General features: G+C 36.1%; 27 protein-coding genes and 3 pseudogenes. 1 reads left to right on the top strand and 29 read right to left on the bottom strand.

Annotation, left to right across the window (positions count from 1 at the left end):
- Positions 1 to 140 precede the first annotated feature (140 nt).
- The 6 genes from H9647_RS14325 to H9647_RS14300 all read right to left on the bottom strand — a co-directional run bounded on the left by H9647_RS14325 (position 141) and on the right by H9647_RS14300 (position 5026).
- The gene (locus H9647_RS14325) at positions 141 to 749 is read right to left on the bottom strand and encodes a CPBP family intramembrane glutamic endopeptidase (protein ID WP_191801056.1); all 609 of its coding nucleotides are present in this window, start codon (positions 747 to 749) and stop codon (positions 141 to 143) included.
- A 316-nt stretch (positions 750 to 1065) separates the two neighbouring features.
- Complete coding sequence (locus H9647_RS14320; RefSeq protein ID WP_225229298.1) at positions 1066 to 1464, bottom strand: DUF6979 family protein; 399 nt, start codon at positions 1462 to 1464, stop codon at positions 1066 to 1068.
- Between the two features lie 237 nt (positions 1465 to 1701).
- A complete protein-coding gene (locus tag H9647_RS14315; RefSeq protein WP_191801053.1) occupies positions 1702 to 1971 on the bottom strand; it encodes a hypothetical protein in 270 nt (89 codons plus the stop codon).
- 903 nt (positions 1972 to 2874) lie between these two features.
- Positions 2875 to 3408, bottom strand: a complete 534-nt coding sequence (locus tag H9647_RS14310; RefSeq protein ID WP_191801051.1) for a DinB family protein — start codon at positions 3406 to 3408, stop codon at positions 2875 to 2877.
- A 237-nt stretch (positions 3409 to 3645) separates the two neighbouring features.
- A complete protein-coding gene (locus H9647_RS14305; RefSeq protein ID WP_191801049.1) occupies positions 3646 to 4257 on the bottom strand; it encodes a lysozyme inhibitor LprI family protein in 612 nt (203 codons plus the stop codon).
- A gap of 271 nt (positions 4258 to 4528) precedes the next feature.
- Positions 4529 to 5026: a hypothetical protein gene (locus tag H9647_RS14300; RefSeq protein WP_191801047.1), complete on the bottom strand. Its 498-nt coding sequence runs from the start codon at positions 5024 to 5026 to the stop codon at positions 4529 to 4531.
- Positions 5027 to 5055: 29 nt separating this feature from the next.
- Between H9647_RS14300 and H9647_RS14295 the strand changes: the two are divergent.
- Positions 5056 to 5535 (top strand): annotated as a pseudogene (locus H9647_RS14295) (IS30 family transposase); the annotation flags it as partial.
- Between the two features lie 92 nt (positions 5536 to 5627).
- Here H9647_RS14295 and H9647_RS14290 read toward each other — a convergent pair.
- The 23 genes and pseudogenes from H9647_RS14290 to H9647_RS14185 all read right to left on the bottom strand — a co-directional run bounded on the left by H9647_RS14290 (position 5628) and on the right by H9647_RS14185 (position 24691).
- Positions 5628 to 6311, bottom strand: coding sequence for an HAD family hydrolase (locus H9647_RS14290; RefSeq protein ID WP_225229297.1), 684 nt, complete (start codon positions 6309 to 6311; stop codon positions 5628 to 5630).
- Between the two features lie 740 nt (positions 6312 to 7051).
- Positions 7052 to 7366 carry a hypothetical protein gene (locus H9647_RS14285; protein WP_191801045.1) on the bottom strand — a complete coding sequence of 105 codons (315 nt, stop codon included), beginning with the start codon at positions 7364 to 7366 and terminating at the stop codon, positions 7052 to 7054.
- A 347-nt stretch (positions 7367 to 7713) separates the two neighbouring features.
- Complete coding sequence (locus H9647_RS14280) at positions 7714 to 8304, bottom strand: hypothetical protein (RefSeq protein WP_191801043.1); 591 nt, start codon at positions 8302 to 8304, stop codon at positions 7714 to 7716.
- Between the two features lie 209 nt (positions 8305 to 8513).
- Positions 8514 to 9005, bottom strand: a complete 492-nt coding sequence (locus H9647_RS14275) for a GNAT family N-acetyltransferase (protein ID WP_191801041.1) — start codon at positions 9003 to 9005, stop codon at positions 8514 to 8516.
- A gap of 27 nt (positions 9006 to 9032) precedes the next feature.
- The gene (locus H9647_RS14270; protein WP_191801038.1) at positions 9033 to 9278 is read right to left on the bottom strand and encodes a VOC family protein; all 246 of its coding nucleotides are present in this window, start codon (positions 9276 to 9278) and stop codon (positions 9033 to 9035) included.
- Between the two features lie 608 nt (positions 9279 to 9886).
- Positions 9887 to 10540, bottom strand: coding sequence for a nucleoside deaminase (locus H9647_RS14265; protein WP_191801036.1), 654 nt, complete (start codon positions 10538 to 10540; stop codon positions 9887 to 9889).
- A 71-nt stretch (positions 10541 to 10611) separates the two neighbouring features.
- Entirely contained in the window at positions 10612 to 10740 is a 129-nt protein-coding gene (locus H9647_RS26010; RefSeq protein WP_263621320.1) for a hypothetical protein, read from the bottom strand.
- A 21-nt stretch (positions 10741 to 10761) separates the two neighbouring features.
- Positions 10762 to 11319: pseudogene (locus tag H9647_RS14260) on the bottom strand (shikimate kinase).
- Positions 11320 to 11552: 233 nt separating this feature from the next.
- Positions 11553 to 12365: a DUF2785 domain-containing protein gene (locus tag H9647_RS14255; RefSeq protein WP_191801034.1), complete on the bottom strand. Its 813-nt coding sequence runs from the start codon at positions 12363 to 12365 to the stop codon at positions 11553 to 11555.
- A gap of 191 nt (positions 12366 to 12556) precedes the next feature.
- Complete coding sequence (locus H9647_RS14250) at positions 12557 to 13324, bottom strand: nucleotidyltransferase (protein ID WP_191801032.1); 768 nt, start codon at positions 13322 to 13324, stop codon at positions 12557 to 12559.
- A gap of 98 nt (positions 13325 to 13422) precedes the next feature.
- Positions 13423 to 13824 (bottom strand): hypothetical protein, encoded by a 402-nt coding sequence (locus H9647_RS14245; protein WP_191801030.1) that lies wholly within the window; start codon positions 13822 to 13824, stop codon positions 13423 to 13425.
- A gap of 206 nt (positions 13825 to 14030) precedes the next feature.
- Positions 14031 to 14948 carry a hypothetical protein gene (locus H9647_RS14240; RefSeq protein WP_191801028.1) on the bottom strand — a complete coding sequence of 306 codons (918 nt, stop codon included), beginning with the start codon at positions 14946 to 14948 and terminating at the stop codon, positions 14031 to 14033.
- 225 nt (positions 14949 to 15173) lie between these two features.
- Positions 15174 to 15800: a Type 1 glutamine amidotransferase-like domain-containing protein gene (locus H9647_RS14235; protein ID WP_191801026.1), complete on the bottom strand. Its 627-nt coding sequence runs from the start codon at positions 15798 to 15800 to the stop codon at positions 15174 to 15176.
- Positions 15801 to 16034: 234 nt separating this feature from the next.
- Complete coding sequence (locus tag H9647_RS14230; protein ID WP_191801024.1) at positions 16035 to 16430, bottom strand: ASCH domain-containing protein; 396 nt, start codon at positions 16428 to 16430, stop codon at positions 16035 to 16037.
- 267 nt (positions 16431 to 16697) lie between these two features.
- Positions 16698 to 17426, bottom strand: a complete 729-nt coding sequence (locus tag H9647_RS14225) for a hypothetical protein (RefSeq protein ID WP_191801022.1) — start codon at positions 17424 to 17426, stop codon at positions 16698 to 16700.
- 230 nt (positions 17427 to 17656) lie between these two features.
- On the bottom strand, positions 17657 to 18100 hold the full coding sequence (locus H9647_RS14220) for a GNAT family N-acetyltransferase (protein ID WP_191801020.1): 444 nt from the start codon (positions 18098 to 18100) through the stop codon (positions 17657 to 17659).
- A 276-nt stretch (positions 18101 to 18376) separates the two neighbouring features.
- Positions 18377 to 18820, bottom strand: coding sequence for a hypothetical protein (locus H9647_RS14215; protein WP_191801018.1), 444 nt, complete (start codon positions 18818 to 18820; stop codon positions 18377 to 18379).
- 192 nt (positions 18821 to 19012) lie between these two features.
- Positions 19013 to 20059 (bottom strand): phosphotransferase enzyme family protein, encoded by a 1047-nt coding sequence (locus H9647_RS14210; RefSeq protein ID WP_191801016.1) that lies wholly within the window; start codon positions 20057 to 20059, stop codon positions 19013 to 19015.
- A gap of 160 nt (positions 20060 to 20219) precedes the next feature.
- Entirely contained in the window at positions 20220 to 20561 is a 342-nt protein-coding gene (locus H9647_RS14205; RefSeq protein WP_191801014.1) for a hypothetical protein, read from the bottom strand.
- A 397-nt stretch (positions 20562 to 20958) separates the two neighbouring features.
- A pseudogene (locus H9647_RS14200) lies at positions 20959 to 21096 on the bottom strand (arsenic resistance protein); the annotation flags it as partial.
- Positions 21097 to 21434: 338 nt separating this feature from the next.
- Complete coding sequence (locus H9647_RS14195) at positions 21435 to 22712, bottom strand: oligosaccharide MFS transporter (RefSeq protein ID WP_191801012.1); 1278 nt, start codon at positions 22710 to 22712, stop codon at positions 21435 to 21437.
- A 477-nt stretch (positions 22713 to 23189) separates the two neighbouring features.
- On the bottom strand, positions 23190 to 23360 hold the full coding sequence (locus H9647_RS14190) for a hypothetical protein (protein ID WP_191801010.1): 171 nt from the start codon (positions 23358 to 23360) through the stop codon (positions 23190 to 23192).
- 491 nt (positions 23361 to 23851) lie between these two features.
- On the bottom strand, positions 23852 to 24691 hold the full coding sequence (locus tag H9647_RS14185) for a pentapeptide repeat-containing protein (RefSeq protein ID WP_404822629.1): 840 nt from the start codon (positions 24689 to 24691) through the stop codon (positions 23852 to 23854).
- Positions 24692 to 24697: the final 6 nt, after the last annotated feature.

Genomic DNA, 24697 nt, shown 5'->3' with positions numbered 1-24697 from the left:
TTTTTTGCCATATCGACATGTGACGGTCTTCAATGATTAACTTTTCACCTCTTCAACTCATCAGCGATCAAGGGAGAATGCCCGCAGTAGGAATGTGATGTTTGATGAGGTAACTGACTCTCTCAAGTAAACTTAAATATTCATTTTTCCGACATCCTCTTTGCAAAAATCACTGAGAATGAATTAAATACAATATGTAATATGAGGGCAAACAAAATAGATTGTGTCATCACAGTCATGGCTCCTAACAAAATCCCACCCGAGAAAGCAAAAATTATAAATCTGATACTTTGCGCTGATAATTTATAATACTGCAAGTGACAAATTGCGAAGAGAATCGCAGAAACAATAACTGGAGTTGTTACAGGCATACTAAAAATTTGTATAATTTCGGATGAGACAAAGACCCGCTCTAAGTTTGGCAATATCAATCCTCTAAAAATAATCTCCTCTATTATTGGATAAGTAATTATAAAATTTACTATATTATACTTTCCTGTCGGATTATATCCTGAGAAGCGGGATGATACGATATTTAACAAGATAAGAAATCCAAATATGGGTAGTGCCTTCTCATAATGAATTGGCATCTTAAAAAGATACTTATCATTAAAAAAAGGAACAGAGATCAATATGATCATAGCCCAAACAAATACAGTATATTTCCCGATTTTTCTTAAAGGGGTTATTCTTACACAGGTCTCCACTAGGTTATATGAAAATGTCAACAACAAGGAAATGCCTAACATTAGATACATATTTGCCCCCTAGAGAATCAAACTTTCCTTAGAAAGTATTACTCTTGTTTATTTTCAGGAATTTCACCTAACGTTTGCGTATTCGCGACGTATCTTCCCCTTTAGATAGCACTTATCTTAGGGGATGTATGTATGTGTCTGCCTAAATCTACTTCCTCGAAAATACACCTGGAAGATCTAGGGAGCACCGCACACTGGGTCCGGCTGAGCTGGCCTCGCAGGGTTGTAAGATAAATCAATTTCTCTGCCTTCCTATTCTTGCGAACCAAAGACGTAGCCCCTCAGCGTAAATATATTCTTATGCGATTCAGTAACCATCTCGTATGTAATTCTTCTTATAAAGAGCTTTTACAACTTCCATCTGGTGATTGTGTGACTTTCCACTACCATTACTAACTCTGTACCATAGCTTTTTAATATCTTCTAATAGTTCAGGTTGTTCCTTTATTATTTCAGTCGCCTTAATCGCATAATTCTTATTTTTTGAATTTCTTCTTGTGTTATATATACCTTTTGGAATTCCTTGAATATATCCCTCTTCACATAAGCCTAAAAAGGCATTCTTTGGACAGCCCTTTTTATGTCCCCATGATCCCTCACCGAACAGCTCTGAAGTTGCCATGTCCCATGCCTTAACTGGTGAATCAGTAACACCTTGATAAACTAACTCGACCGCTTTTATAGCAGCTAGATCATACTTACTCATATACATTCCTCCTTGAATTGGGATTAAAAAAATCAAACTGTTTCGTAGTAACACTGGTTGTATCTATGAACTTGAAAGGCTTAAAGAACGTGACGGAGCTGCTTCTCCACTTAGCCTTGCAGGGTTGTTTGATAATTTATATCCCTGTATCACTTTTAGTAGACCAAGGGACAAACGGACCCGGCGTAAATACGTTGTTATCTAAAATGCCATATCTTCTCCTGAATACTTGTAAGATTAGTTATCTTTGTTATTTATACTTTTTTGATAAATAGATTCCGACCAATACCATGTCGAGACTCCAAATAATATACCAGCTAATGGAAAAGCAATCAGCGATAATAATAGTAGATGAAAGAAATCTTGATTAGTACCCACGAATGTCATGAGCATCGTACCTATTAAAGCTGTTGAAACTCCCCAACCAATGATTCCATTAAAAATAATATATTTTATCTTCCCCTTAGTTCTTGTTCTCTCCCATTTACTTAAGTGACTATCTTTCATATTAGTTAATCCTCCTTTCTGTTTTTTCCTTACGAAATAAATTTCCTATGAAATTATCGTCTCCGAATACACTAAATTCGCACTTATACATTTGTTTTATCATCTTTAGTTCTCTTTGATTTATATGACTTTAGCAAAATTCATTTAACGTCAGGTATTCGCGATCCCTCACTGCCTACAGTTACCGAAGGGAACGCCACGACGTGGTTAGGCTATGAAGGTTTGTTCGGCTAATTATGCTCACTTAAGCAAATTATCTTCTACGAACGGCTTCCTCCATCTTGGACCCGAACAAGGAGTGATAGCGACATAGTGTGGATACGTATTTTTTGATTATTTGAAATTATTTATTATCAGTTTTTCATTCTCATTAATTCTGCAATCTTAACAACTCTCTTATCTTCTGCTTTTTCTCAAAATCAATATTATATAATTTCCTACAGTTAGGAAAAATGCAAATAGAGAAAGAGTTAATAATCCACTTATGTATGGGTGTGCCTTATCAGTTACGAATAAGTAAATTGTCAAACTGCTTGTAATTAGAAAAGCAATTCCAAACAAATTAACCAGAAGTATTCTAGTATTTTTACGTCTGAACACGTATCACATCATCCTTTTTGCCACAATATTAGCGAAAAGTCTATCTTGTACAATATTCATATTGTTTTAATGTTTTTATAGCTTTACGCCGATTGCATATAACGTATGTGTATTCACGACTCCCACCGACTTAAGGGTCACAGGCTCGGCCGCGATGCGGTTAGTCCTTGCAGATGTGTCCGCCGGATCGCCGTAAGATCAATTCAATTCTTTTGGAGCGAGGGGTAAATAACCCGAAGTGCGAATATAATATTATGTGAAGTTCGGATCATCTTTGAATCTTCTTACAAAATTATTTACTATTCATTTTATAGTTGGCCTAGGAAGTCTCTGTCTTAACCATCTGATTTGTCCCCGATGATTTATTTCATCCTCAAATACATGAAACCAAATGAAATAATTATTTGAAGGTAATCCAGACCATTTCCGCTCTTCATATAGCCAATTATCATCTTTTTGTCTAAATTCTTTTAGAGTTCTAAGGCGTACTTGTTCAAGCTTGTTTAAATAGTAATCAAGAGAATTACCTCTAATTTCATTCCGTCCTTTTTCGCCTAGTTCATAAGCTGCAAGCCATGCTTTTAATTCTTCCTCATTTGGTGTTCTATTATCAAAAATCTCAATTTGAAAACCGATCTCAACCGCAGCTATATGAAGCAGTAAAGCACCAATCGTATTACTATTTGGATCTTCTAAATAATCAAGTTCATCAATCGTTAGCCCTTGAACTGCATTAATTGTTGTAAATCTTGCATAGTTCATCATTGATACGAGTTGACTAATTTGATGATTCATTCCTGTAATATCTATAATCTTAAATTGATTGTTTCCATCCATGAAAATTCTCCTTAGATATATGTTTTATCCCCGAATTGCACATAACGTTCTTGTATTCACGAAACGACCCAGCTTTAGATAGCTCTTATATTAGGCTAGGTTGTTTGTTGTCTGAGTCTTCTTCCATGATTATACATCTGAAAATCAAGGGATGGTACCCACGCAGCGTGAATACATTGTTATGCGCTGTTACTATCATCGAGGCATCGCCTAAAAACTTTGATCAAGATTACAACTCTATTTTTCACTTCGGTATACAAACTCAACTTTACCATCTAGCAAATATCGATATTCAAATAATTGCATTGTTCTTTCCCTAATTCTCTCCCGTATAACCGTGCCTAGGCTTACCGATCCTCGGGATCCAAGGTAACCATTATTAATAAATGTCTTCTCTACGAATTTTGTTTCCCTTAAGTGATACTGTAACCATTCTTTCTGCGATTCAATTAGCGCTTCTCTTGGTTCTCTATCCAACTCAGAAAGTAGCTTTTTATATATTTGATTCAACTCTTTATCCCAAATCTCTGTATATTTGCTTTCCAACGCCCCCCATCTCAATGTTGTAATAATCTCTTTGGAATTTTGAAATTCATTAAATTCCACTTCATAATCATGATCTATAGGATTTCGAATCATTTCATCATAAAATTCTCCTTTCAAATCATAGTTCCCAATGCTCATGGATAACACTTCATTGTTAGAAGGTTCTGATTGACCTTCAGCTATTTCCAGTTCAGAATTCATTGTTGAATTAGTTTCGCTGTTCAACGTAGTCGATTGACTATTATTTTGACAAGATGAAAACATTATCGTAACAAAAAACAATAAGAATATTTTACCTTTCATGAATTATCTCCTTAAATATTATCTTAAAAAATCACCAGTAATCTCCTATAACGTTTGTGTGTTTCTGAACCCACCCGAGAGGCTTAACGGAGCAGAGCGACTGAATTTATTGAAGTCATTGAGCAACCCTTTATCTAGATTAGAGGCTTTCGATGAAGTCCCATTTTGTACTTATTCGCTATTTTTCTTCTCCAATCACGGGTGCATCCCATAGCGTGAATTTCTTGTTATCAGAGATGCAACTGATCTCCTGGAACTTAAAATTTATATTTTATTCCCACTTTTTTTCTCTCATCTTTCTCCGCCAACTTATTATCATTTGACTCAACAACCAAATAAAAAGTGAAAGACTCAAAAACAATAAATATGTATTTATATTAAAATATTGATTGTTAATGTGAATGGATAGTCCTGAAGTAATCGAATTAATATAATCCCAATCAGTTGTTCCAAACTGCCCTTCGTATACTTTTGCCAAAAAAATGCGGTAACTTCGAAAGCTCATTATTTGATAATATACTCCAATCACATGATGACAGATTACTAGCAGTGATAATATAATGACTGTTTTTTTGCTTATCATTTTATCCTTAAAGACTATGAACCATTGAAAGGTCAAGACTATGAAAAATATGGACAATGGAAGTAATAACAATATTGCAGGGTTTCCATTACCAGAACTTCGACCTGGGGTTGTGGTCATTGAATCTCCAAACATAAAGATAAGAAAAATAATGATTAGAGTAGCAAATAAAGTTTTATTTTTCATAGATCCTCCCTGATAACCCAAGCTGTCCTAGGCAAACCTTTGGGCACTGGGAGCTGGACACGGTCGTCTCCAGCCGAAGAAAAAGCAAGGCTTGTGTCGCTACATGTATCGAGCGAAAAACAAGACTGTACACCGCCATTAAAATGCCAGATCGCACTTCATTATCAATGGAAATCGCTGTAGGTGTAGCTGCTGCACAGTACCCTGCCCGAACCTTCCAAACGGCTACCGTTGACCGTGGTAAGGAGTTCGCATGCTTTCGTGAACTGGAAGAGTCACACGGTATAAAGGTGTATTTTGCAGATCCTTATTCCTCATGGCAACGAGGCTCCAATGAGAATGAAAATGGGCTCCTACGAGAGTTTTTCCCAAAAGGAAAGGACTTTGCAGAGGTGACCGAGGAAGAATTAGAATATGCCCTCCATCTCATTAACAACAGACCAAGGAAATGTTTAGATTGGAAAACAGCTCACGAATCATTTAATGAAGAAGTGTCGCACTTGGATTGACAATTCGTCGGTTAATAAGAGATCTATAAATAAATACACCTTCTTGATTCCCATGCTTGAAAATGAAACATCCTGCCTCGTCACAAACCTGCTCAGATTTTATTCAGGATAATATCCTTTAGTTCAATCAGTGTCTTAATTCGGTAACTGGCCTGCGAGAAGTCATGCGTTTTCGTGAAGTCATTATGGACAATAACACAATCGATACCAGCCGCTACGGCAGAGTTCAGCCCTCTGTTCGAATCCTCTACAACCAGAGTCTCTTCTTTAGTAGCTCCGAAACGCTTTAGGCCGGTCAAGTATGGTTCCGGGTGTGGCTTGGTGTGCTCATAATCTTCGCGAACAAGGACGAAGTCCATGAATTGTCTAATCTGGCGCTTTTCATGAATAAGTTGAAAATCAGCATGTTTTGCAGTAGTAACAATGGCCATGCGGACGTACTTTGACAGTTCGGCTAGAGTTTCAACTACACCCTCAATCTCTTTAGCTTCTGTTCTTAGATATTCCTGATAATAGACGTTACGGACATCACGCTGCTTGCTGATGGTCTGTTCATCAATACCTGCCGCCCTAGCCTGGGACCAAGTGCCCAATGACTGGGTCATGTCACGGAGGTATTGATCTTTGTCCAAGGTAAATCCAATGTCGGCCAAAGCGCGTTCTCCCGCTTTGTAATACCAAAATTCAGTATCAACCAAAACACCATCATGATCGAAGAGTATATACTTTTTCATTGTTTCGTTCTCCTTTGTCAGTTGCGGCAACCATGCAGCCATCACGTTTCATATAACGTTCTTGTGTTCACGACGTCCCACCGGCTTATGGACCGAAGGGTCCAGCTGCGCTTGCACAGTTAGCCGGTGCGAGTGTGTCCGCCTGAATCTGCTGCTCCGAAATGCCTCGGGTGGACCGAAGGCCGAATGGACCTGAAGCATGAACATATTGTTATAGGATGCCAGCTCCTTCTATTCTTGTAATATGTCATACATGCCAAGCAATAGAGTTTTTCGTATACGGAACTACCACAAGATACCTACGAAATGTCTCTTCATTAATTTCTTTAACGAATTCATCTTCAAGTGTAGAAATTACTGAGTGATTCATATCTGCGGAATACAATAAACTAAGTTGAATTAAAAACAAATCAATAGTTTCTATATGTTCTCTGGTTTCAAAATGATATTTGTTAGTTTTTTGTGATCTTCATTCCATAGTTTTCTTTGACGTTGTTCGATCTACGAACCCGAGAGTCTTAAGGCGCACATCCGCCGGATCCGACGGGCTAAGCCTCGCAGGGTAGTGAGCTTCTTCTTTTCTGACTACCACTTCTTGCTAACCAAGGGGCATATCTCGCAGCGTAGATACGATGTTATAGGATGTCTGTGCATTCTTCGATACCCACATTATCAGTTATATTCACTATCGTAACCCTATAGCTTAACGAGCGTAGACCATTTAACTAATAAAAAAACACGTTATCTTTGACAAGGCAAAATAAACGTGTTTTTTATTTAGTTTATGCAAAAAAAGGAATGATGCCTAAAACCGGATAAACTATCGCATAGTATTGTAGGGGGATAAAAAATAGTGTATGGCGATTTCCTATTTTGAACCGTTCTCCTGTTCTTTCATTCATGAAAATTTCATCTTTATCTCTATTCAAACGCTTACCGATAAACCATATAAGTATAGCGGATAAGGTTAAACCGATAAAGTAATACCACTGAAAATTTTCATCATTAAATCCTAATGAAGCAAGTAGACCAACTATTAGTACAGGAAAAATGATACCGATAATTCCCCATCCTCGCCAAAAAATCATTACGTTCATCCTTTCCTAATTAAATTTACTTTTATGTATCTATTTTCCATATAAAATTATACTTTCTACATAATAAATAAATCAAGGGGTTATTCCGACTGTTCAACATTGATGCGAATAGATCTTGATGCTTACTTATTGAATATTTATTACTTGCGCTGATTTCTTTATAACGTTGTTGTATCTACGAACCCGAGAGGCTTATGCGCTAAGCTCCGGGTCCGATGACTTAGCCACGCAGGGTTGTCTGCTGATATCGTTTGCCCGAATCACATCAGACCAAAGGCCGAACGGCCTGCAACATAGATACTATGTTATAAGATGCCCTCGCCTTCTCGAAACCACATAATGAATTTCTATCTACCTAATGTTATTATTTCTCCTTTTTCGTTTACTCCTCTAAATATAAATCCTCCAACATCCTTTGAATATAATTCTAAGTATGATGTTGCGAAACCATCTTCTAATTTTAATTCGAGAAATACCGTTGAGTTTTCTTTTATTTCTTCAAGATCATCTAATATTACGTTATCGATATTATCATTACTTACAATTACTCTCTTAATTTCAGGGTTTTCTGACTCGACCGCAATCATTGTTTCGTAAAGCTCATTTGAATTTAAACTCGCCGACCATGTGCGTTTAATGTCTCCCTCTTTTCCAATCAGAGGTGTCATGAAATATAACTCAGCAATATTAGATACGTGATAAAACATACCCAATTTAAATCCTATTAGTTTTACATAGTTAACATCGCTAGTCTTCAAGATAATTATTTTCTTGTTTTCGTATTCTTTTTCATATATTACATCACCGTTTTTATAAGGATATGAGTCCCTAATAGCCTTACTCTCTGTAATATAAAACCCAGAATTATTAAATAAATAATTAATCAGTAATAATAAAACTATTAGTAGGATCGATCTTCGTATGATTTTACGGTACATATATACTCCCTTCATTTATGGGTTTTCGGGGATTTCTTATAACTATTTCGTATTCACGAACCCGAGAGGCTTAAAGTGGTGGAGCCACCGCTCCGTCTCACCTTAAGGCTCGCAAGGTTGTCCGCCCGATGCCATTTCGCACTAGCCGGACCTAAGCGTGAATATGATGTTAGGCGATGCCGTACTGAATTACCCCTCAATAAATGCCTTTAATTTCTTGTGCTAAATTCTTGTATATATTTATTTCGTTCTTGTACATATTGTTCAGTGTAATTAGTCCCTTTAAAACCTTCTATTACATTTTTCCAAAATGTCCTTGCCGGAAGATTGTTCTCCATTTGCGAAACCTTCCAATTTGCTTTGTACATCTTAAATGCTTCTATTGCTGCTTTACGACCTATACCCGATCTTCTGTATTTCTGTAAAACCATAAAATCGTATATCACATGCGTCGGATCTGGATCGGTATCCATATTCTCAAAAAGTACTACTATAAAACCAACGATTATACCTGCTACTTCTATAAAAAATGGATTCCACCTTTCGTCGCCTTCCCAATAATAATCTATGTTCACTTCAAATTTTCCGTTTCTATCGACATCTCGACCTGTATATTTACTGAAGTCATACTCGTACAGTTCATATAAATTAATTAGTATACTTTTATTTTCAGGATTTACTGGTACAAGTTTTAATTTCATGTTCGCATCTAACTCCTTTTTGTTTTTTCAATGCACTTGCATACAGGTCATAAGAATATTCCCGTCCGGATCACTAAAACAAAAAGAAGCTAAGTCAGGAAACTCTTCAATTTCTGTTGTAATTTCGGCTTTTAACTCTTCTTTCACAAATTGGTATGCTTTATAAATATCTTTGGTATTCAAGTTAAACAAGGGCTGATTAGATGGTTGAAATTCATAAACCTCATCCCAACAATAGTTTTCCAGTGTCAACCCTGGAAGTGAATCACCCATACTAAATATGTATACAGGTCCTGAATGGTTTTCGGTATGTACTTCTATGTTTAACAGTTTACTATTCCATTCGATCGATCTTTTAAGATCAGTGACATGAACAAAGACTGTTCGAACTTACTATGAATTGGACTTTTCATAATTATTCCTCCAGACGATTTGATATTTACGGTTTTACAGGTTTTGCGATCAACGAACCCGAGAGGCTTAAGGCGCAACGCGTCGGGTCCGACGGACTTATGCCAGTGCAGGGTTGTCAGGCTACTTCCCTTCCCCTAAATCCCTTTGCCAAACCGAGGGCCGAATCAAAATGATCTATAATAAATCCGCCTTTTTGATCCCACTCTTGAAAAAAACAGTTCGGCTAGAGTTTCAACTACATCCCGCACCAGTAACCATAAAGAGACGGGTCTGTTTAGCTCTTATGGGTTTTCGGGTGGTTTCATATAACGTTCCTGTATATACGACGCGAGCCGGCCTTAGATAGCTCCTATCTTAGGCCGGCTCGTATGTCGTCCGATTATCTACCATGATTATACATCTGACGACCAAGGGGCGTAAGCCACAGCGTAAATATATTGTTATATGAAGGAACCGACTCCTTTTAGTTAACTATCTAGAGTCTTAATTTCTTTTAATATCTCATTAATAATCACACCTATCGGAACTTTATTTCTCAATGCTTCTTGTAATCTACCTTCTTTATACCACTTTATTCCTAGTTCGATAGCTTCAGGGTAGTTTATTCTGTACTTATCCAAAAATCTGATTGCTTGATCTCTCCCTAAAGTCCTTATTACATGATCAGTTCTTAATACGCGTTGTATCTCCCCTAAATATTTCCTGTCACACTTTATATCAAGATTTCTTGACTTTATAAATGAGTTTTCAGAATAAATCAAATTTGCCCCACCTGCGATTGGATCTGTTGCAGCAAATCTTACTTTCCTAACTCCCGACATAATTATTGCACCAAAGCAAAGTACACATGGTTCTGTAGTTGTATAAAGTGTATAGCCCTTAAAATCATTCGACTCTAAAATATCTAGTTGTAATAATGCATTGATCTCTGCATGGGCGAGCCTGTTTGAGCAGGTTTGATTGATAGGAGCACTTGCTTCGTTGATTCTATTTCTACCTCGACTAATTACTTCATTATTTGAATTAACTATAACTGCACCAATGGGAAATGAACCGTGAGCATATGCTTCCCACGCTTCTTCAAAACTAGCTTTCCAAGAATTTGATAGTGTTTCCCACACATTTAACACCCCATAATTACCGTATTCGGTTCTTTCATATAACGTTCTTGTATTCAAGAACCCTCACTGGCTTAAGCCGGGTACGACAACTTAGCCAGTTCAGAGTTGGACGGCTGTCCCACTTCTCCGAAATCCTCAAGCGGGACCGGGGACCGAATGGTCCGATGCGTGAACATGTTGTTATGAGATATAGCACCCACTTGAATTACTTACACACGCACTTATAAATGGAATTCGTTCTTAATAATTCCTGCGACTTCATCAGCACTTAAATTAGTATTATCAATTCTCAAATAGTTTTCTCTTGTGATTTCTCCTTTATGGGAGTTGAGTCTATGTTTTTTCATCGTGTTGATCAAGTCCATTTCAGATTGTTCAACATTTCTTTTTGTTGCTTTTTAATCGAGTCTAAAAGCCGTTGCATTTCGTGTTATTCTTTCTTCTATATTTGCCTCTAATTCAACGAGATAGATTTCGGCACCTTTCGATTCAAAAATATCACACGTTTGTTTAACAAATTCCCAATCTGCTTGAAGATCAAATCCCCATACGTAAGTAAAAATAAGCCCATATTGATTACTATTTGAGAACGATTCAAAGAACTCTCTTCTTACGATTTCAGATAGTCTCCATGTTTCGCTACTGAAACCAAAGAAGGGATGGAACAACTCGATCGACATGTGATTGTGAAATAACTTTAATTCGGTTATTTTCGTTAATTCATGACCAACAGTCATCTTACCGACGGCTTGGGGTCCAAATAACAATATGAACTTAATAATAATCACTCCTTCTCTTAAGATCTTGCCCCAATTACATATAACGTTGTTGTATTCACGTACCCGTGAGGATTAAGTCAGCAACGCTACTGGGTCGCAGACTTAACCTCGCAGGGTAATCGCCTGTGTTCATTTCCTGGCACTATCCCCTACGGGCGAATCAAGGAGAAGAAGCGACGCGGCGCGAATGAGGGTCTTATCGGATGTTCGAAAGTTCTTCGATTTAGCTAGATTTAGATTTGTTTTAATGTTTTTACTATTTCATTTGTTATAACCTCAGACCCACTAACATCCAGTAATTTAAAATAGACACTACGCAAAAGATTTTTTGTATTTCCTCTCTTTATATCATCTTGAGGATATATGTCTAATCTTTTAAAGCCACCAAGTTGTTGCACCCAATTAAGTAAAATATCCTTCTTTAGAATATTACGCTTTACAATTTGAATGACTACTTCTGCCATCCTTTCATCTTCACCGTTTATAAAATAATAGTTATTAACACAACCCTTTTCCCCTATCAACTCTAAAATACACAATAAATGTTCAGAAGAATAATAGGACGCAGCCGTAATCGAAACTAAAGCATCAGCTGCATGTGCAATCGAATGTGCCCATCCCTTATCTAATATATATCCTCTAAAATCCTTCTCACGTTCGAAATACAAGGTTACTCTCGAGTATATATATTCATAATCAGATTCAGTTAAATAATTGAAGATATCGTTATAATGTAAAGCTAGTGGTATAAACAGGGCTGAAAAGGAACGTGTAAATACTGTATCTTGATCGATATCACCTATTCCATGGAATAAATGATCATCATCCAAAGTCACATATAACAATTGTCTTACTAAATCTATACTTAGTTCTTGATCCATTATCCATCTATATAAAGTTCCATAAATGAGCTTATCTCTTAATTCATCATCAATCGACCCAATGTGTTGAATCATTTCTTGGACTAGTTGATTTATGTCTGTTCCCTTAGGTGTTTTGAAATTATTATTTTGTACATCTCTTAGAAGATCTTTTATTTTGTTCATATACTTCTCCTTCTTATAAATTCCACACGAATTTCAGCTAACGTTTTGTATTGTCGACGTACTGGCCCCTTAGAGTCGCTACTTATAGTAGTGAGGCTTGCCGAACACCTAATGCAGTGAAGTCCCGACGGGCTTAGGAGGCTGACTGTAGTCACTCGTTTCTCAGAGTAGTTTTGAGCATAAATTCGGTGTTATTCGAAAGATTTTCTGGAAGCAGCCATTGTATTTAAGGCGTTCTCAAAATAGCTATATACTTCATCTGCAATTCCCAGAAACTCTTCAACAAGTACATTACTATCCAAGTAACAAGCATACAGATAATCAACTAAAGCGGAGTCAATCTCGCAATAGTTTAATATTGCATTCTTCATCGTACTAATGTCGTCCTGCCATTCACCTGTATCTTCCAAAACCAAAGAGTATAATGCTCGAATTAATCTCTTAGAGTGACCTTTGATATATCTAGTTTTCAACATGTTATCACTAGCATTAGAAAGTGCACTATGTATACGATTTACTTCCTCCTTGGTCTCTCTATTTAAGTCTAAAATGAACTCTGGAGAAATAACGATCGGCGGTACGTTTTCACCAATGTCATGACCATACATGCAAACACAAATGATCTTAACCCAAAAACCCCACTCATTTGGTTTATTTAATACATCGTCAATCGAGCAAATTATCGTATCAATCTTAGTTACTACTGGATATTCTTCCAAAAGCCTGTCTTTAATATTTGATAATCTTTCGTAATCAATATCTTTGGGATTTACACATACAATAGTAAAGTCTGCATCTGACTTAAAAGGTACAGCAATTCCTTTTGGAATCGAGCCACACATATAAATGCTGTGAATCTTACCTTTAAATTCTTTAAGTATATTATCTATATACTTATCAACAAAATCCTTATATTCACTTTGTATTACAATTCTATCTATAACTTTTTCTAATATCATATAGACTCCTCCTAAACTAAGTTGGCACTGTTAGATTATATTGTTGTTATTTATAAAAATAATAAGCACCCAGAGATAAGGTACTTATTATCATACTGTTACACAGTTTTAGATTTTCTTTGAATAACATTTTTTGTGTATAGATAACCGATGAAGATTGTTGTGACAATTGGTATATACGTAAGCAGTACATTTTTATACGTTAAATCTCTAATCATCGAATATTCTCCCCATTCTAACCAAATACGCAATCCAAGTCCTATCATATTGGTAAAACCGATTCCTAAAAGTATAACTATTGATTTTCTTCTTGTTGTAGCACACAAAGCAAATCCAAGTATGAAGTAACAATAAATTATAACAACGTTTAATATTGATAATTCATAACTTAATGGAAATAAGGATATTGCTTCAAAAATCAAGAAAAATATCACAATTGAAAGTATTATACGTCTATTATTCTTTGACATCAATTCTATTGTTGCAAATATTTCTTTCATTAATATCTCTCTCCATTTTGTAATACATCCATTATATACCATATTTTTTGTAATTACGTGATCGGTTTTATTTCTGCGCTGATTTCCTATAACTTCTCGTATTCACGACGTCCGACGAAGTCGGATGTGTCCGGCTGATCCACTTCCCTGCTATTAACCTCTGCCGGACCGAGGGCCACACGGCCTGATGCATGAATATATTGTTATCAGATGTCAGGTAACATCCTTGAATATTCACTCAATAAAAATTCTTCTAGAGCATGTTCAAATTGTGTGTTTTTGGTTGTCCCTGTAATTTTAATGATTTCAATTGTTTCTTTTCCTCTTGTATTGTTCAGATCCTGTAATATTCTACTTCTATTTATTTTTTGAATATCTGTTGAGCCTCCTAAGATACTCAGATTATGTTTACGCTTCAGTATTGATAACAACGAATTAATCTTGTTAGTATTAAGACGTTCTCCTTTATATATTAACACTGGAGAATCATCTTTAATTTCTGTAGCATTCTGCTTCATTTGGCTTAGCGTTTGCAACAATTCATCATTCAGGGAAATCCATCTGTAGGCTAATCTATCTTCTCGTAGGTTATTAATTCGTCTTTTATTCAAATCAACGTCAGACCAGTTGAGTTTTATTAAATGATCTTGTTCAAATATCAAATGATAGGACATCATTAAAATCAGATGAAGGATGGTCTTGTCTTCTTCGGTGTCCTTTTTACCATAATGTATCTCGTCAATTAATAGAAAAAATAACTCTTCATCATAGAAAAACTTCATCTGTTTCTCAACTATTGTTAGTTTCAGAGTTCTGAGATAATCATTCAGCTCAATATACTTTAAAGTACTGAGGTGTCCATACTCCTTCAGAAAGTTCATGAAATTAACTACTGTAGCTCGCGCAGTAGAACTTCTTCTATTATTGAGAAATGTTTCTATATCTCTTGGTACGAAAAACTTATCTAATCCATCAATGATATTTGAATTGTTTACGTAGTTTTCTACATAATAATTAATATCACTCAAGTATCTTTGTTTAGTTCGTAAAGAAATTTTATTTTCCTTTCCATTTAGATACTTAAGAAAATCCAGATGTACGATATTTTCTATTGAAGGTATCATTTTGTAGTTCCTTTCATCTGATTTCTGATAACGTTGTTGTATTCACGAACCCGAGAGACTTAAAGGAGCGACTGGGTCGAAGACTTAGCCTCGCAGGAGTTGTCAGCTGGATACTTCCTCGAAATCTCTCTGGCAGACCAAGGGGCCTAGCCCCGCAGCGTGAATACCATGTTAACAGATTTAGGGGCTTCTTCGAGCTACTTTCAATGAATGAATTTACGACTTTCAATGTGCTTGGTTCATTAAGATTGAGATATATTCTTCATCTTTAAGCCTTGTCACCTTACAGTTCTCATTGGATTCAAATTCTACTATTCTCTCTTCAATTGTTTTATTAGTACTATCTTTATATACGTCCTCTCTATCATAGTGAGGAAAAATAAGCTTGTCGGTTACACCTAATGCCTTAAAATCCGTTAAATCCATTGTGTTCATCTGTGGAGTAAAGAAATCGACAATGTTAATATTCGGCCCCAGTAATAACGCTCCAGCACTTACTCCAACTATAATTACATTCTGTGCGGCCAGTGTTTTAATAATTTCATCAGCACCACTTTTCTTAGCGTAATACAATAACGCAAATGGATTTCCACCATTGATATATATAACATCTCTATGTATGAGAATTTGCGGGTCATCAAATTCTATATCTACAAACTTAATATGCTGAAACCCCATGTCCTGGAAATCTTGCATTGCCCTTTGTGCATATCTATTATTTTCTTTCAGAGGGGATCCTGTTGTAATAATAGAGACCTTTAATTGAGAAATATCTCTATCAATAAAATCCAGAAATTGATTTTTAATATCTTCAGTATAAAAACCACAAGAGGTTAGTAACAAGCTACTCATTGAAATCCCCGTCCTTAAATAATAGTTTATCTAATCTTTATAATTTAATTAAGCATTCCCCTGATTTCTGCTAACGTTCAGATATTCACGAACTTGCGTAGCAAGTTGTCACTGAATCTACTACTTCTGACAAAAAGCATCACAGTGACCCAGGCGAAGCCGCCGTGTGAATACTGTGTTATCTGAAGTACTCTACCTCATGAATTCCGTTCGATTTTTATTTTAAAGTTATTATTACTGTTTCTCCACTATCGATAATAGTTTAAAATGTTCTACAACAATTATTGTTTCATTTGTTAAACTTAGGCCTTCATTTCTCAAAGGCTCTTCCCAGCAAAAATTATGACCATCATAAAACTCTTCTACAGATAAACAGTTTTCGCCCTGAGCAATTCTATCATCAACTGAGCCATAAGGAATTTCATAGTTTTCTGTAATCTCTATAGTACATCTTTGATTTCCTCGTCTATCAAATACTGCTACTAAATCACCAATAACAGTTGGCTCCTCTACTGGATTATCATAGTACCAGACTTTTGGTGTACAAGTAACTGTTTTCACCCGTAAAATCACCTCATTTATAAGTCTATCGTCGTTCTCGTCCTTACCCCAAAATATTATTTTTTTCATTTTTTCACCTCATTATTTTTTCCAATAACAATTAATCACTTTTTCAATTACTGATTGTATTAATAAGTTCGAGTATCTCAGCTAACGATCTTGTATTCATGAACCCTCACTGGCTTATGGGCGCTAGCCCCTGGTCCGACAGATTTAGCCAGTGCAGGGTTGTCTGCTGAGTGTGCTTTTTCGAAACGCCTCTTGCAGACCAAGCCCCTTCAGGGGACGCAGCGTGAATACTCTGTTAGACGATGTTGTCAGCCCACTATGAGTTGCTCACAAAAAATGATGTACAAATAAATCTTTTATTATATCTTCAGATTCATAAGTTAAATTGTTATTCCGATTCAAACATAGAATTAATGGCTTAATAATGTTGTTATCAATCAATGCCCTTCTCATTATGTATACTATCTCTAAAGCCTTCTGACAGTCTTGTATAGAAATATCAGAAAAATTATTAGCAAATCCTGTTATCTGAAATTCTACTGTACTTCTCTGTGAAGTTGAGTAGTAGTCGTCAATAAGCTCACCTGACCAGTTACTTTCGCTAATATCAGTTATTTCAATATGTGTTGTTGTATACGTACTTTCAGGATGGACTAACATATTACGAAATCGAGCAAATTCTTTAAATAGAATAAAGGGAGATTCCCTTTCATTAAAGGTAAAATCATGCAACTCTTTCAAGATTGTATTGTACTTCTCTTCTATATTCATTTTCTTGAATTTTTGCCTGCGAGTAAGCAATTCTCCTCGTAAAACGGGTTTATATTGGTATTCAGTTTCTAAGTCTTTATTTACTCCATCAAAGTAAATTGACCAAATTGTTGACTCTAATACCATAAATGAAAAAATACAACAAGAAAGATTATTCCTAAAAGAATGATAATCATCAATAGACTCTAATTCTGAACTAACAAAGTAATTATTTAATGCAATTGAATAGTAATGTGCAGTTGGGTCTTTCTTTGTATTAAAGTTGATCTTATCTCCACTGTGCATACATCATCGACTCAATTCTTTTATAATTTTTTGCTGATAATTTCGCTTAACGTTTCAGGTATTCATGTACTTGCGCAGCAAGTTGTCATTGATTCTACTACTCTGCTAGAACCATCAAAGTGACCAAGGCGTAGCCGCTGCTTGAAAACTGTGTTAAATGATGTCCCCGACATCGGAGTTCATACTATCTGATTTTCATTTGAATTCTTACATTCAATTCAATTATTTTTTCACCATTGCAATATCAGATCAATCTCCTTATATTCATTTACATTGTCATTCATTTCTTTGAATCCAAAATCCCTATAGAGTTTTCCAGCAACTTCATTTCCTTTATAATATGACACCACAATCTCATGACAATTTGTCGTACTCTTGATCCATTCAATAACACTTTTTAATGCAGCTTTTCCATAGCCTTTTGATTGAAATCTCTCGTCTATCATAAATTGCCATAATAGAAAATTATTACACTCTCTATTATTTCGTAACATGACAAATCCTATAATCTTATCATCATCGTAAATTGCAAACGGAACTGCCGCTTCGCCATGTACGTATGCCAACGACAGTGCATATGAAACTGAACGAACCCAATCCTTTTGATTTTTTCGTACCTTCAGAGCAAGACATTCATCTATATTCTCTTTTCCTATTTGTTTTAATTGAATCATACCAGTCACCCACTTTCATAAAATGTTATAGTGGAGTTTTATAGTTTTTTATATTCAGTTTAATTTTGCTATTATTAATTATTTCCGGGGATTTCACTTAACGTTTGGCATTTCTGACGTTCAAGCAACTTAAGGACCCTAGGTCCGGGTCGTCAGACTTAGCTGATTGAATGTATCGCCTGAGTAATCTTCTTGAAAATCCTTCTTGGTGATCAAGGGCGAATGCCCGCAGTAGGAATGCTGTGTTATCGGATGTCGGCGGCCCCAGTGAATATGCTACATTAATGTTTGGAAAAATCTATTATTCACATCTTTTTTGTTAAGTTCTGCCCATTCATTTAATTTCTCTAATCCTTTCATTTCCTGGCTCTTATCAAAATAAAAACACAAATCCAAAGGAATCAGTCGCTTACCCTTAACTTTAAATCCAATCCTCTTGTAACTCATATAAATACATTCAATTCGAGATGATTCATACTTCTTACCGTTTGAGGATATTACAAAATCTGTCCCCAAAGTTATGCTTAGTTTCGTGAAAAACATCCGTTTAATTATCGCAATTATATAAACTAAGACAAAGACCATTAAAAACGATTTAAAATACTTTAATAGATTATCTTGGTTAATAGAAAGACTAGTTAACAGAGATCCTTCAAGTAAAATCATAGCAAAGATATTAAGTTTTGCTCTTGGATAAACGGTTCTAAATGTATATTTCATTCTTTTATTCCTTTCTCGCTGATTCCCGATAACGTTGTTGCATTCACGAACCCTCACTACCTTAAGGGGCTTTAGCCCCGGCCGCGACGCGGTTAGGTAGTGCAGGGTTGTCCGCTGAATCTGCTTCTCCGAAATTCCTCTTGCGGACCGAGAGACAGGCGTAGCCTGGCTCGATACGTGAATGCTTTGTTATTAGATGTTGGGGCCTTCCTCGAGATTGCTTTCGAAGTCTACGGGTTCTATCACTTCAAATAAAAATGGTCTATCATTTATATATTCTTTAATATAAGCTAGTGCATATTTTTGTTCATTGATTAAACTTGGAATTTCTCTAGTATCAGAGGAGTGATGACAATAATTTTCAATCATAAACATAATGAAAAAGCATTCCAGGTCACGAATGTAATCCTTATTTAGTTTGACTACGCTCTCATATCCTTGAATAAGTAACCATCGATGTCTAGGATATAGTTCTAACAACGATGCTGACATATCGTAAAGATAGTATCCGTAACCGCATCTTCCAAAATCAATAGGATTTGGAATTCCGTTGTTAAACACTACGTTTCCGGAATGCAAGTCCGCATGAATTAGTCCGTAGTTTCGGTTGTCTCGCTTCATACTATCAAATTGACGAATGATCTTATCTATAGCTTCTTGATATAGCTTCCATGACCCGTCCGATAGAAATCGTGGGTAATAATGTTCTAGTTTGGACACTTCTTTTCTAAAGCTATCACTCCCCCAATGAGGCCGAACAAAATCGGGTGGAATTTCAAAACTTGCGGACGCTTCATGAAGTTTACCCATCATTACACCCATGCTGTTTACATGATTATCAGTAAACTCGCCACTCCAATGCTCTCCCTCAACCCACTTCATTAATGAGACATATGGTTTCCGATATCCCTCATCAGTTTCACACTCAAAAATATAAGATCCACTACGACTTCTTATCCCTTCTGGCACTACCAAATCATTTATTTTCCCTAATTCATTCAGGAAAACAAGTTCAGACAAGATTTCTTCTTTGTTTACTCTTTCTGAATGAATACGAAGCAAATAACTTTCCTTCGTTACGGTTTCTATTTTGTATGTAATGGTATCTGACAATTGAATGAAACGAATACAATTCCAATCCAATTCATATTGTTGAATTGCCCATAGCGCAACGTTCCTTGCTCGCGCGAGTAAACTTTGTCTTGTTTCGTCTGTATCAAAGTGAAAAAAAGGCTTCAAAAAATTCACCTTCCCTATTTATAATTTTTGCCCCAATTTCTGATAACGTTCCTGTATTCACGACCCAGCGTACGCTGGGTGTCCGACGAATGTCGGACCAAGGGCATATGCCCGCAGCGTGAATATAATGTTATACGCAGTTGATGGCTACACTGAATTACTAAAAATCGTTTCTTAACAGATGTTTAACTGCTTCATTCGTAATCTCAATCTGAATTTCTTCGATCATTTGATATCTTCCTTCTACTTCATCGAATATTCTTCTACAACCAATAAGTTCTTTATTTATTAAGTTTCCTAGTATGTACTCCTTATTCTTTTGTATATCTTCAAATGAAATCATTCCGTTTGCATCAAAAAAAGCTTCTGACACTGTTCTGTATTTATTCTCCAACTCATTAATAATTTCAATCCTCATTCTAAATTTCCTATCATTATAATAAAAATAAATATCCAGCATGTTCCCTGACATTTCTTGTATTTCTACATTGGTTATTATCATGTTATTACTCCTTTCATCAATTGCGTATAACTTCTTTATCTATGAACTTCGTAAATATCCTGTAATAACAACTATTTGCGAACTTCGCACATATAGACTACTCACTGATATATATGCACCATTAAATTATAACTTATATTGAAATATTTGTTATATATTTTCTTATATTCCCCTTTTTTCATCATGCTTCATAAATGATTTGTTTTGTGCATTTACATAACGAAGAACCCCGTATCTAAAGCGCCGGAGCTCTTTCAAAAAACTATTGGTGAAAACATAAGTTGTTTTTTATACGAAAGTAAAGCTTATACTGATGATATTTTATAAAAAACTCGCTCTAGAATTTAGAGCGAGTTTTTTATAATCGGATGTTGGTCCTGTTATTTTTTTGTCGAATTTAACTTTGGACTAATCTCACGTAAATAAGCTCCCCTATTATTTCCACAATTGTTTGAGTAACGATCACAGTAGATACAATACCATTCAATGGATCAGGCAGTTCTAGTGCAAATACTAGAATCACAAGTGAGTTTCGATATAATGGTGTTATCATGAACAGATTTTAAAGGCATATCTAAATGATATGCCTTTAGTAACTCCAGTTGAGTAATTGACACAACATCCAAATTTACATTTATAGGTTATAACACTATATAATAGATTTATATGGTAATATAATAACATCACCACATATCCTTAATAAGGGGTTTACACATACTGTTAGTCCAAAACATGTTAGGACTATTAATCTTGAAACCGCATCTGGACATGTTTTTCATCTAGACTATACTACAGCTAGTGGTGCAGTAAATGGATCAACTGATGTACGTATATCTGATGTAGAGCTTTACAAATTCCTTTATCTAAGGTACATCATGTATTGGTTAAATTCGGTTCCTCTGTTTGTTTTTTTCGTTCGCTTTTTCCTAACTGAGACCAATATCGTTCTCCATTTTGTTTGTCAGCTGTCAAGGTGAAACAAGATAATAGGGTGAAGAATCCTGAAATGCTTCCTAAAATGACATAGGTAGTCGGGAAATCTAGCACCTCATATAAACGTCCGACGATAGGCGAGAAGACGGATACAACCAGAGAACCCATAAAAAGATATAGCAAATACATAGTTGAAGACAACCTTTGATCGAAGTTAATTGCGATGTATTTGAAGATGGCTACAAGAATAATGGGTTTCTCCAAAGAGTGTATCATTTTCATGGCTGCAATCCATATTGGCCCCAGCGGAATAGATGATCCTATAATGCGGAGGGACATGATGGCTCCGGCAATAACTAACGCCCATTTGGCAGTTGTCTTGTTGACAAACCAAGGCGTTACAAATAAAAAAACGAATTCAAAAAAAACTTGTACTGCTCCCAGGTCGCCGAAGAATTGATTGCCTTCAGCTTCTGTACTGAACTGAGCTACAAAATAGGTGGCGAACTGTTGGTCGTACACCTCATATATTTGAGCGACACCCACCATAAACAGCATGAGGAACCAGAATTTTGTGGTGCGAAACAACTGTGCAACATCAGAAAATCGTAGTGAATCTGTTCTCTTTAGCTCCTGATCTGATATTTCAACCTTCGTTAACATGATACAGACCAGCGCGATGAGAGCTGAAAAAGACGCGATCCAGAAAGTCAGATTAACATCGATGTTGATTACTCTCCCGGCTACAAATGTAGCAGCAGCCCAGCCAAGAGAACCCCACATCCGTACCCGACCATATTCAAAATTGTATTTGCGGGACACTTTATCCATATAAGAATCCACGACACCGTTGCCTGCGTTAAAAACCAGACCAATGAAAAGTGCACCTACAATGGCACCGATTACAAAATGACTTTGCAGTAACGGTCCATAAACGTAAATAAAGAAAGGGCCTACCAGCAGCAGAATCAGGAACAATACATACAGTAAGTGTTTTTTTAAGCCAAGCTTATCCGACAGGTACCCGAACAGCGGCTGCAAAACAAGGGCCACAATAGCGTTTGCTGAATATAGAAAACCAGTTTTAGTACCGGAGATGCCGAGGTTTTGACTCAACCATATTACGAAAAACGACATGGCTGCCGACCAGGTAAACAGGTATGCAAAATTGAAAATACTCAATGTCCAATAATTGTGTCTTGTAACCGACTTTTTCATATGTACTCTCCTATGTCAGAAAAATTATAATGTGATAACTTGCTCTTATCCTAAGTGATTTATATCTAGAGATACTTGTAACTTGTTGCTATACATTCTTTCTTTCATGTAGGAAATAGAAAAAAAACAGACAAGAGAATACTAGTATAGACATACAGTCATATAGGCTTCATTCATAGATAAAGTTAGTGTTTTTTTCTGAAAATAAGCTCGCTTACTTATTTAATTCTTTCTTTACGTTATGACTAATTTTCGCTAAAACACTTTTAAATATGTCTAGTTCTTCATCCTTGATTTCCTCTATAGCTATTCCTTGCGGTTTTTTATCAATAGGGACTCACTCTTCCGTAAGCTTCTTTCCTTCATTAGTTAAAAGAATCAAGGAAGACCTTTTATCTTTTGGATTAGGAGTTCTTTTTATATAGCCTCTCTGTTCCTATAAATCTAAGATTCTTGTTACATTTGCTTGATCTTTTCTTACTCTGTTAACCAGCTCCTTAACATAATCCCTTCCTTCTCTTCTAGACTCTTTAGAACAGTCCATAGTTCACTTGTGATACGGTAACGACTAAACTCCTTACCTAGAAATAAGATTACATCCCTGGCTGTATTGTTAATATTGAAGCCCAAAACATCATGAAGTAACATTAATAACCTCCGAATAATTAATTCGTTTTAAATGTTACTACTTATATGTTACAACTTTAATATGTTATCATAAACATATTCTCCCAACAAGTCGTTATTTTAGCTAAGAAAAAATCCTTGGTTTCTTTGAAAATCGAGAATTTTAGTTTCTTCACCAAGTAAGTTCTTGTCGTCTTTCCCTGTAGCATTCAGCAGCCATTTAATAGGTTACCATCCTTTACGCTTTGGTTTGTACCAGTTAATTCGAACACATTCGAACGAACTCTTATAAGTAATTCAGATCATTCTTTATCATTGTTTACTTGCGAATCTTGTTAATGGCATTCTTGCGCTCGAGCTACATGCTTGAATTATGCAATATCGACTCCGATAATTAAGGTAGTGTGTTTTGAAAAAGAACTTGATAACATAAATATTAGAAGCCGCTAAATTAGCGGCTTCTAATGTTACAATGTTTTTGTGGCCCGACAATAATAGCTATTTCATTTCCATTACTTCACCCAATGCGCTGGGATCTTTAGATAAGATGGAAGTTTAGTAGATGAATTGCCTTTAGCAGCATTCACTTGGACCTGTGTAAGAAAGATACAGCCTGTCAGATCCGCACCACGTAAGTCAGCATCTCTAAGATCTGCACCGATCAGATCGGTGACTCTCATATCAGCCCCTCTTAGATCAGCGGCAATGAGTAGTGCGCCTCTGAGGTCAGATCCTGCGAGATCCGTACCTTTAAGATTCGCACCGATAAAATCACTTCTTCGCGTCTTTTTCGGACTCTTCTTCTGTATCTGGGAACGAACACGGTCACTCGTTAGTATAAGCAGCTTATTCACGTCTGCTCTTAGCTCGGGTACATTTATTCGAAGTATGTTCTCCGGACTTTCCCGAGTCAGTCGTTCACATTCTTCGATTTGAACCCGAAGTTCATTATGAAAAGAAGCGGTCACTTCAAGAGCAAGAGCTTCGTGTAAATACCATAACATTTCTTGTATTTGCTGCACGATGGGGAACACAGCAAACATTTCTTCGGCAGTTGCCGGATGACTCTTCCAGTCCTTGCCGTTATATGTGACTTGAGAGACCTTCTGACCTGCACCAAAACAATCATATACGGTACAACCTTTTAATCCTTTCTCTCTTAGATCCTGATGAATGCCGCAACGATAGTCCGAGCGTAAGTTCGTGCATGGCGTGCCTCCCTCTTTATCAAAAGCAAAATCGGCAGATTTCGCAAAAGGTAAAGCCGTACAGCATAATCCAAAACATTGATTACAGTCGGCTCTCACAGGATCTAAAGAATCATAATCATTTATAGCTAACATATGTGACACACGACA

It is taken from the genome of Paenibacillus gallinarum (assembly GCF_014836635.1).
Classification (GTDB): Bacteria; Bacillota; Bacilli; order Paenibacillales; family Paenibacillaceae; genus Paenibacillus; species Paenibacillus gallinarum.
The sequence above is the reverse complement of the archived record's forward strand: the minus strand, read 5'-3'. Positions and strand labels throughout refer to the sequence as shown.

Excerpts from the sequence above, each read along its gene's own strand:
- H9647_RS14325 (WP_191801056.1), bottom strand. The coding sequence starts at position 749 with ATGTTAGGCATTTCCTTGTTGTTGACATTTTCATATAACCTAGTGGAG.
- H9647_RS14320 (WP_225229298.1), bottom strand. The coding sequence starts at position 1,464 with ATGAGTAAGTATGATCTAGCTGCTATAAAAGCGGTCGAGTTAGTTTAT.
- H9647_RS14315 (WP_191801053.1), bottom strand. The coding sequence starts at position 1,971 with ATGAAAGATAGTCACTTAAGTAAATGGGAGAGAACAAGAACTAAGGGG.
- H9647_RS14310 (WP_191801051.1), bottom strand. The coding sequence starts at position 3,408 with ATGGATGGAAACAATCAATTTAAGATTATAGATATTACAGGAATGAAT.
- H9647_RS14305 (WP_191801049.1), bottom strand. The coding sequence starts at position 4,257 with ATGAAAGGTAAAATATTCTTATTGTTTTTTGTTACGATAATGTTTTCA.
- H9647_RS14300 (WP_191801047.1), bottom strand. The coding sequence starts at position 5,026 with ATGAAAAATAAAACTTTATTTGCTACTCTAATCATTATTTTTCTTATC.
- H9647_RS14290 (WP_225229297.1), bottom strand. The coding sequence starts at position 6,311 with ATGGCTGCATGGTTGCCGCAACTGACAAAGGAGAACGAAACAATGAAA.
- H9647_RS14285 (WP_191801045.1), bottom strand. The coding sequence starts at position 7,366 with ATGAACGTAATGATTTTTTGGCGAGGATGGGGAATTATCGGTATCATT.
- H9647_RS14280 (WP_191801043.1), bottom strand. The coding sequence starts at position 8,304 with ATGTACCGTAAAATCATACGAAGATCGATCCTACTAATAGTTTTATTA.
- H9647_RS14275 (WP_191801041.1), bottom strand. The coding sequence starts at position 9,005 with ATGAAATTAAAACTTGTACCAGTAAATCCTGAAAATAAAAGTATACTA.
- H9647_RS14270 (WP_191801038.1), bottom strand. The coding sequence starts at position 9,278 with ATGGGTGATTCACTTCCAGGGTTGACACTGGAAAACTATTGTTGGGAT.
- H9647_RS14255 (WP_191801034.1), bottom strand. The coding sequence starts at position 12,365 with ATGAACAAAATAAAAGATCTTCTAAGAGATGTACAAAATAATAATTTC.
- H9647_RS14250 (WP_191801032.1), bottom strand. The coding sequence starts at position 13,324 with ATGATATTAGAAAAAGTTATAGATAGAATTGTAATACAAAGTGAATAT.
- H9647_RS14245 (WP_191801030.1), bottom strand. The coding sequence starts at position 13,824 with ATGAAAGAAATATTTGCAACAATAGAATTGATGTCAAAGAATAATAGA.
- H9647_RS14240 (WP_191801028.1), bottom strand. The coding sequence starts at position 14,948 with ATGATACCTTCAATAGAAAATATCGTACATCTGGATTTTCTTAAGTAT.
- H9647_RS14235 (WP_191801026.1), bottom strand. The coding sequence starts at position 15,800 with ATGAGTAGCTTGTTACTAACCTCTTGTGGTTTTTATACTGAAGATATT.
- H9647_RS14230 (WP_191801024.1), bottom strand. The coding sequence starts at position 16,430 with ATGAAAAAAATAATATTTTGGGGTAAGGACGAGAACGACGATAGACTT.
- H9647_RS14225 (WP_191801022.1), bottom strand. The coding sequence starts at position 17,426 with ATGCACAGTGGAGATAAGATCAACTTTAATACAAAGAAAGACCCAACT.
- H9647_RS14220 (WP_191801020.1), bottom strand. The coding sequence starts at position 18,100 with ATGATTCAATTAAAACAAATAGGAAAAGAGAATATAGATGAATGTCTT.
- H9647_RS14215 (WP_191801018.1), bottom strand. The coding sequence starts at position 18,820 with ATGAAATATACATTTAGAACCGTTTATCCAAGAGCAAAACTTAATATC.
- H9647_RS14205 (WP_191801014.1), bottom strand. The coding sequence starts at position 20,561 with ATGATAATAACCAATGTAGAAATACAAGAAATGTCAGGGAACATGCTG.
- H9647_RS14195 (WP_191801012.1), bottom strand. The coding sequence starts at position 22,712 with ATGAAAAAGTCGGTTACAAGACACAATTATTGGACATTGAGTATTTTC.
- H9647_RS14190 (WP_191801010.1), bottom strand. The coding sequence starts at position 23,360 with ATGTTACTTCATGATGTTTTGGGCTTCAATATTAACAATACAGCCAGG.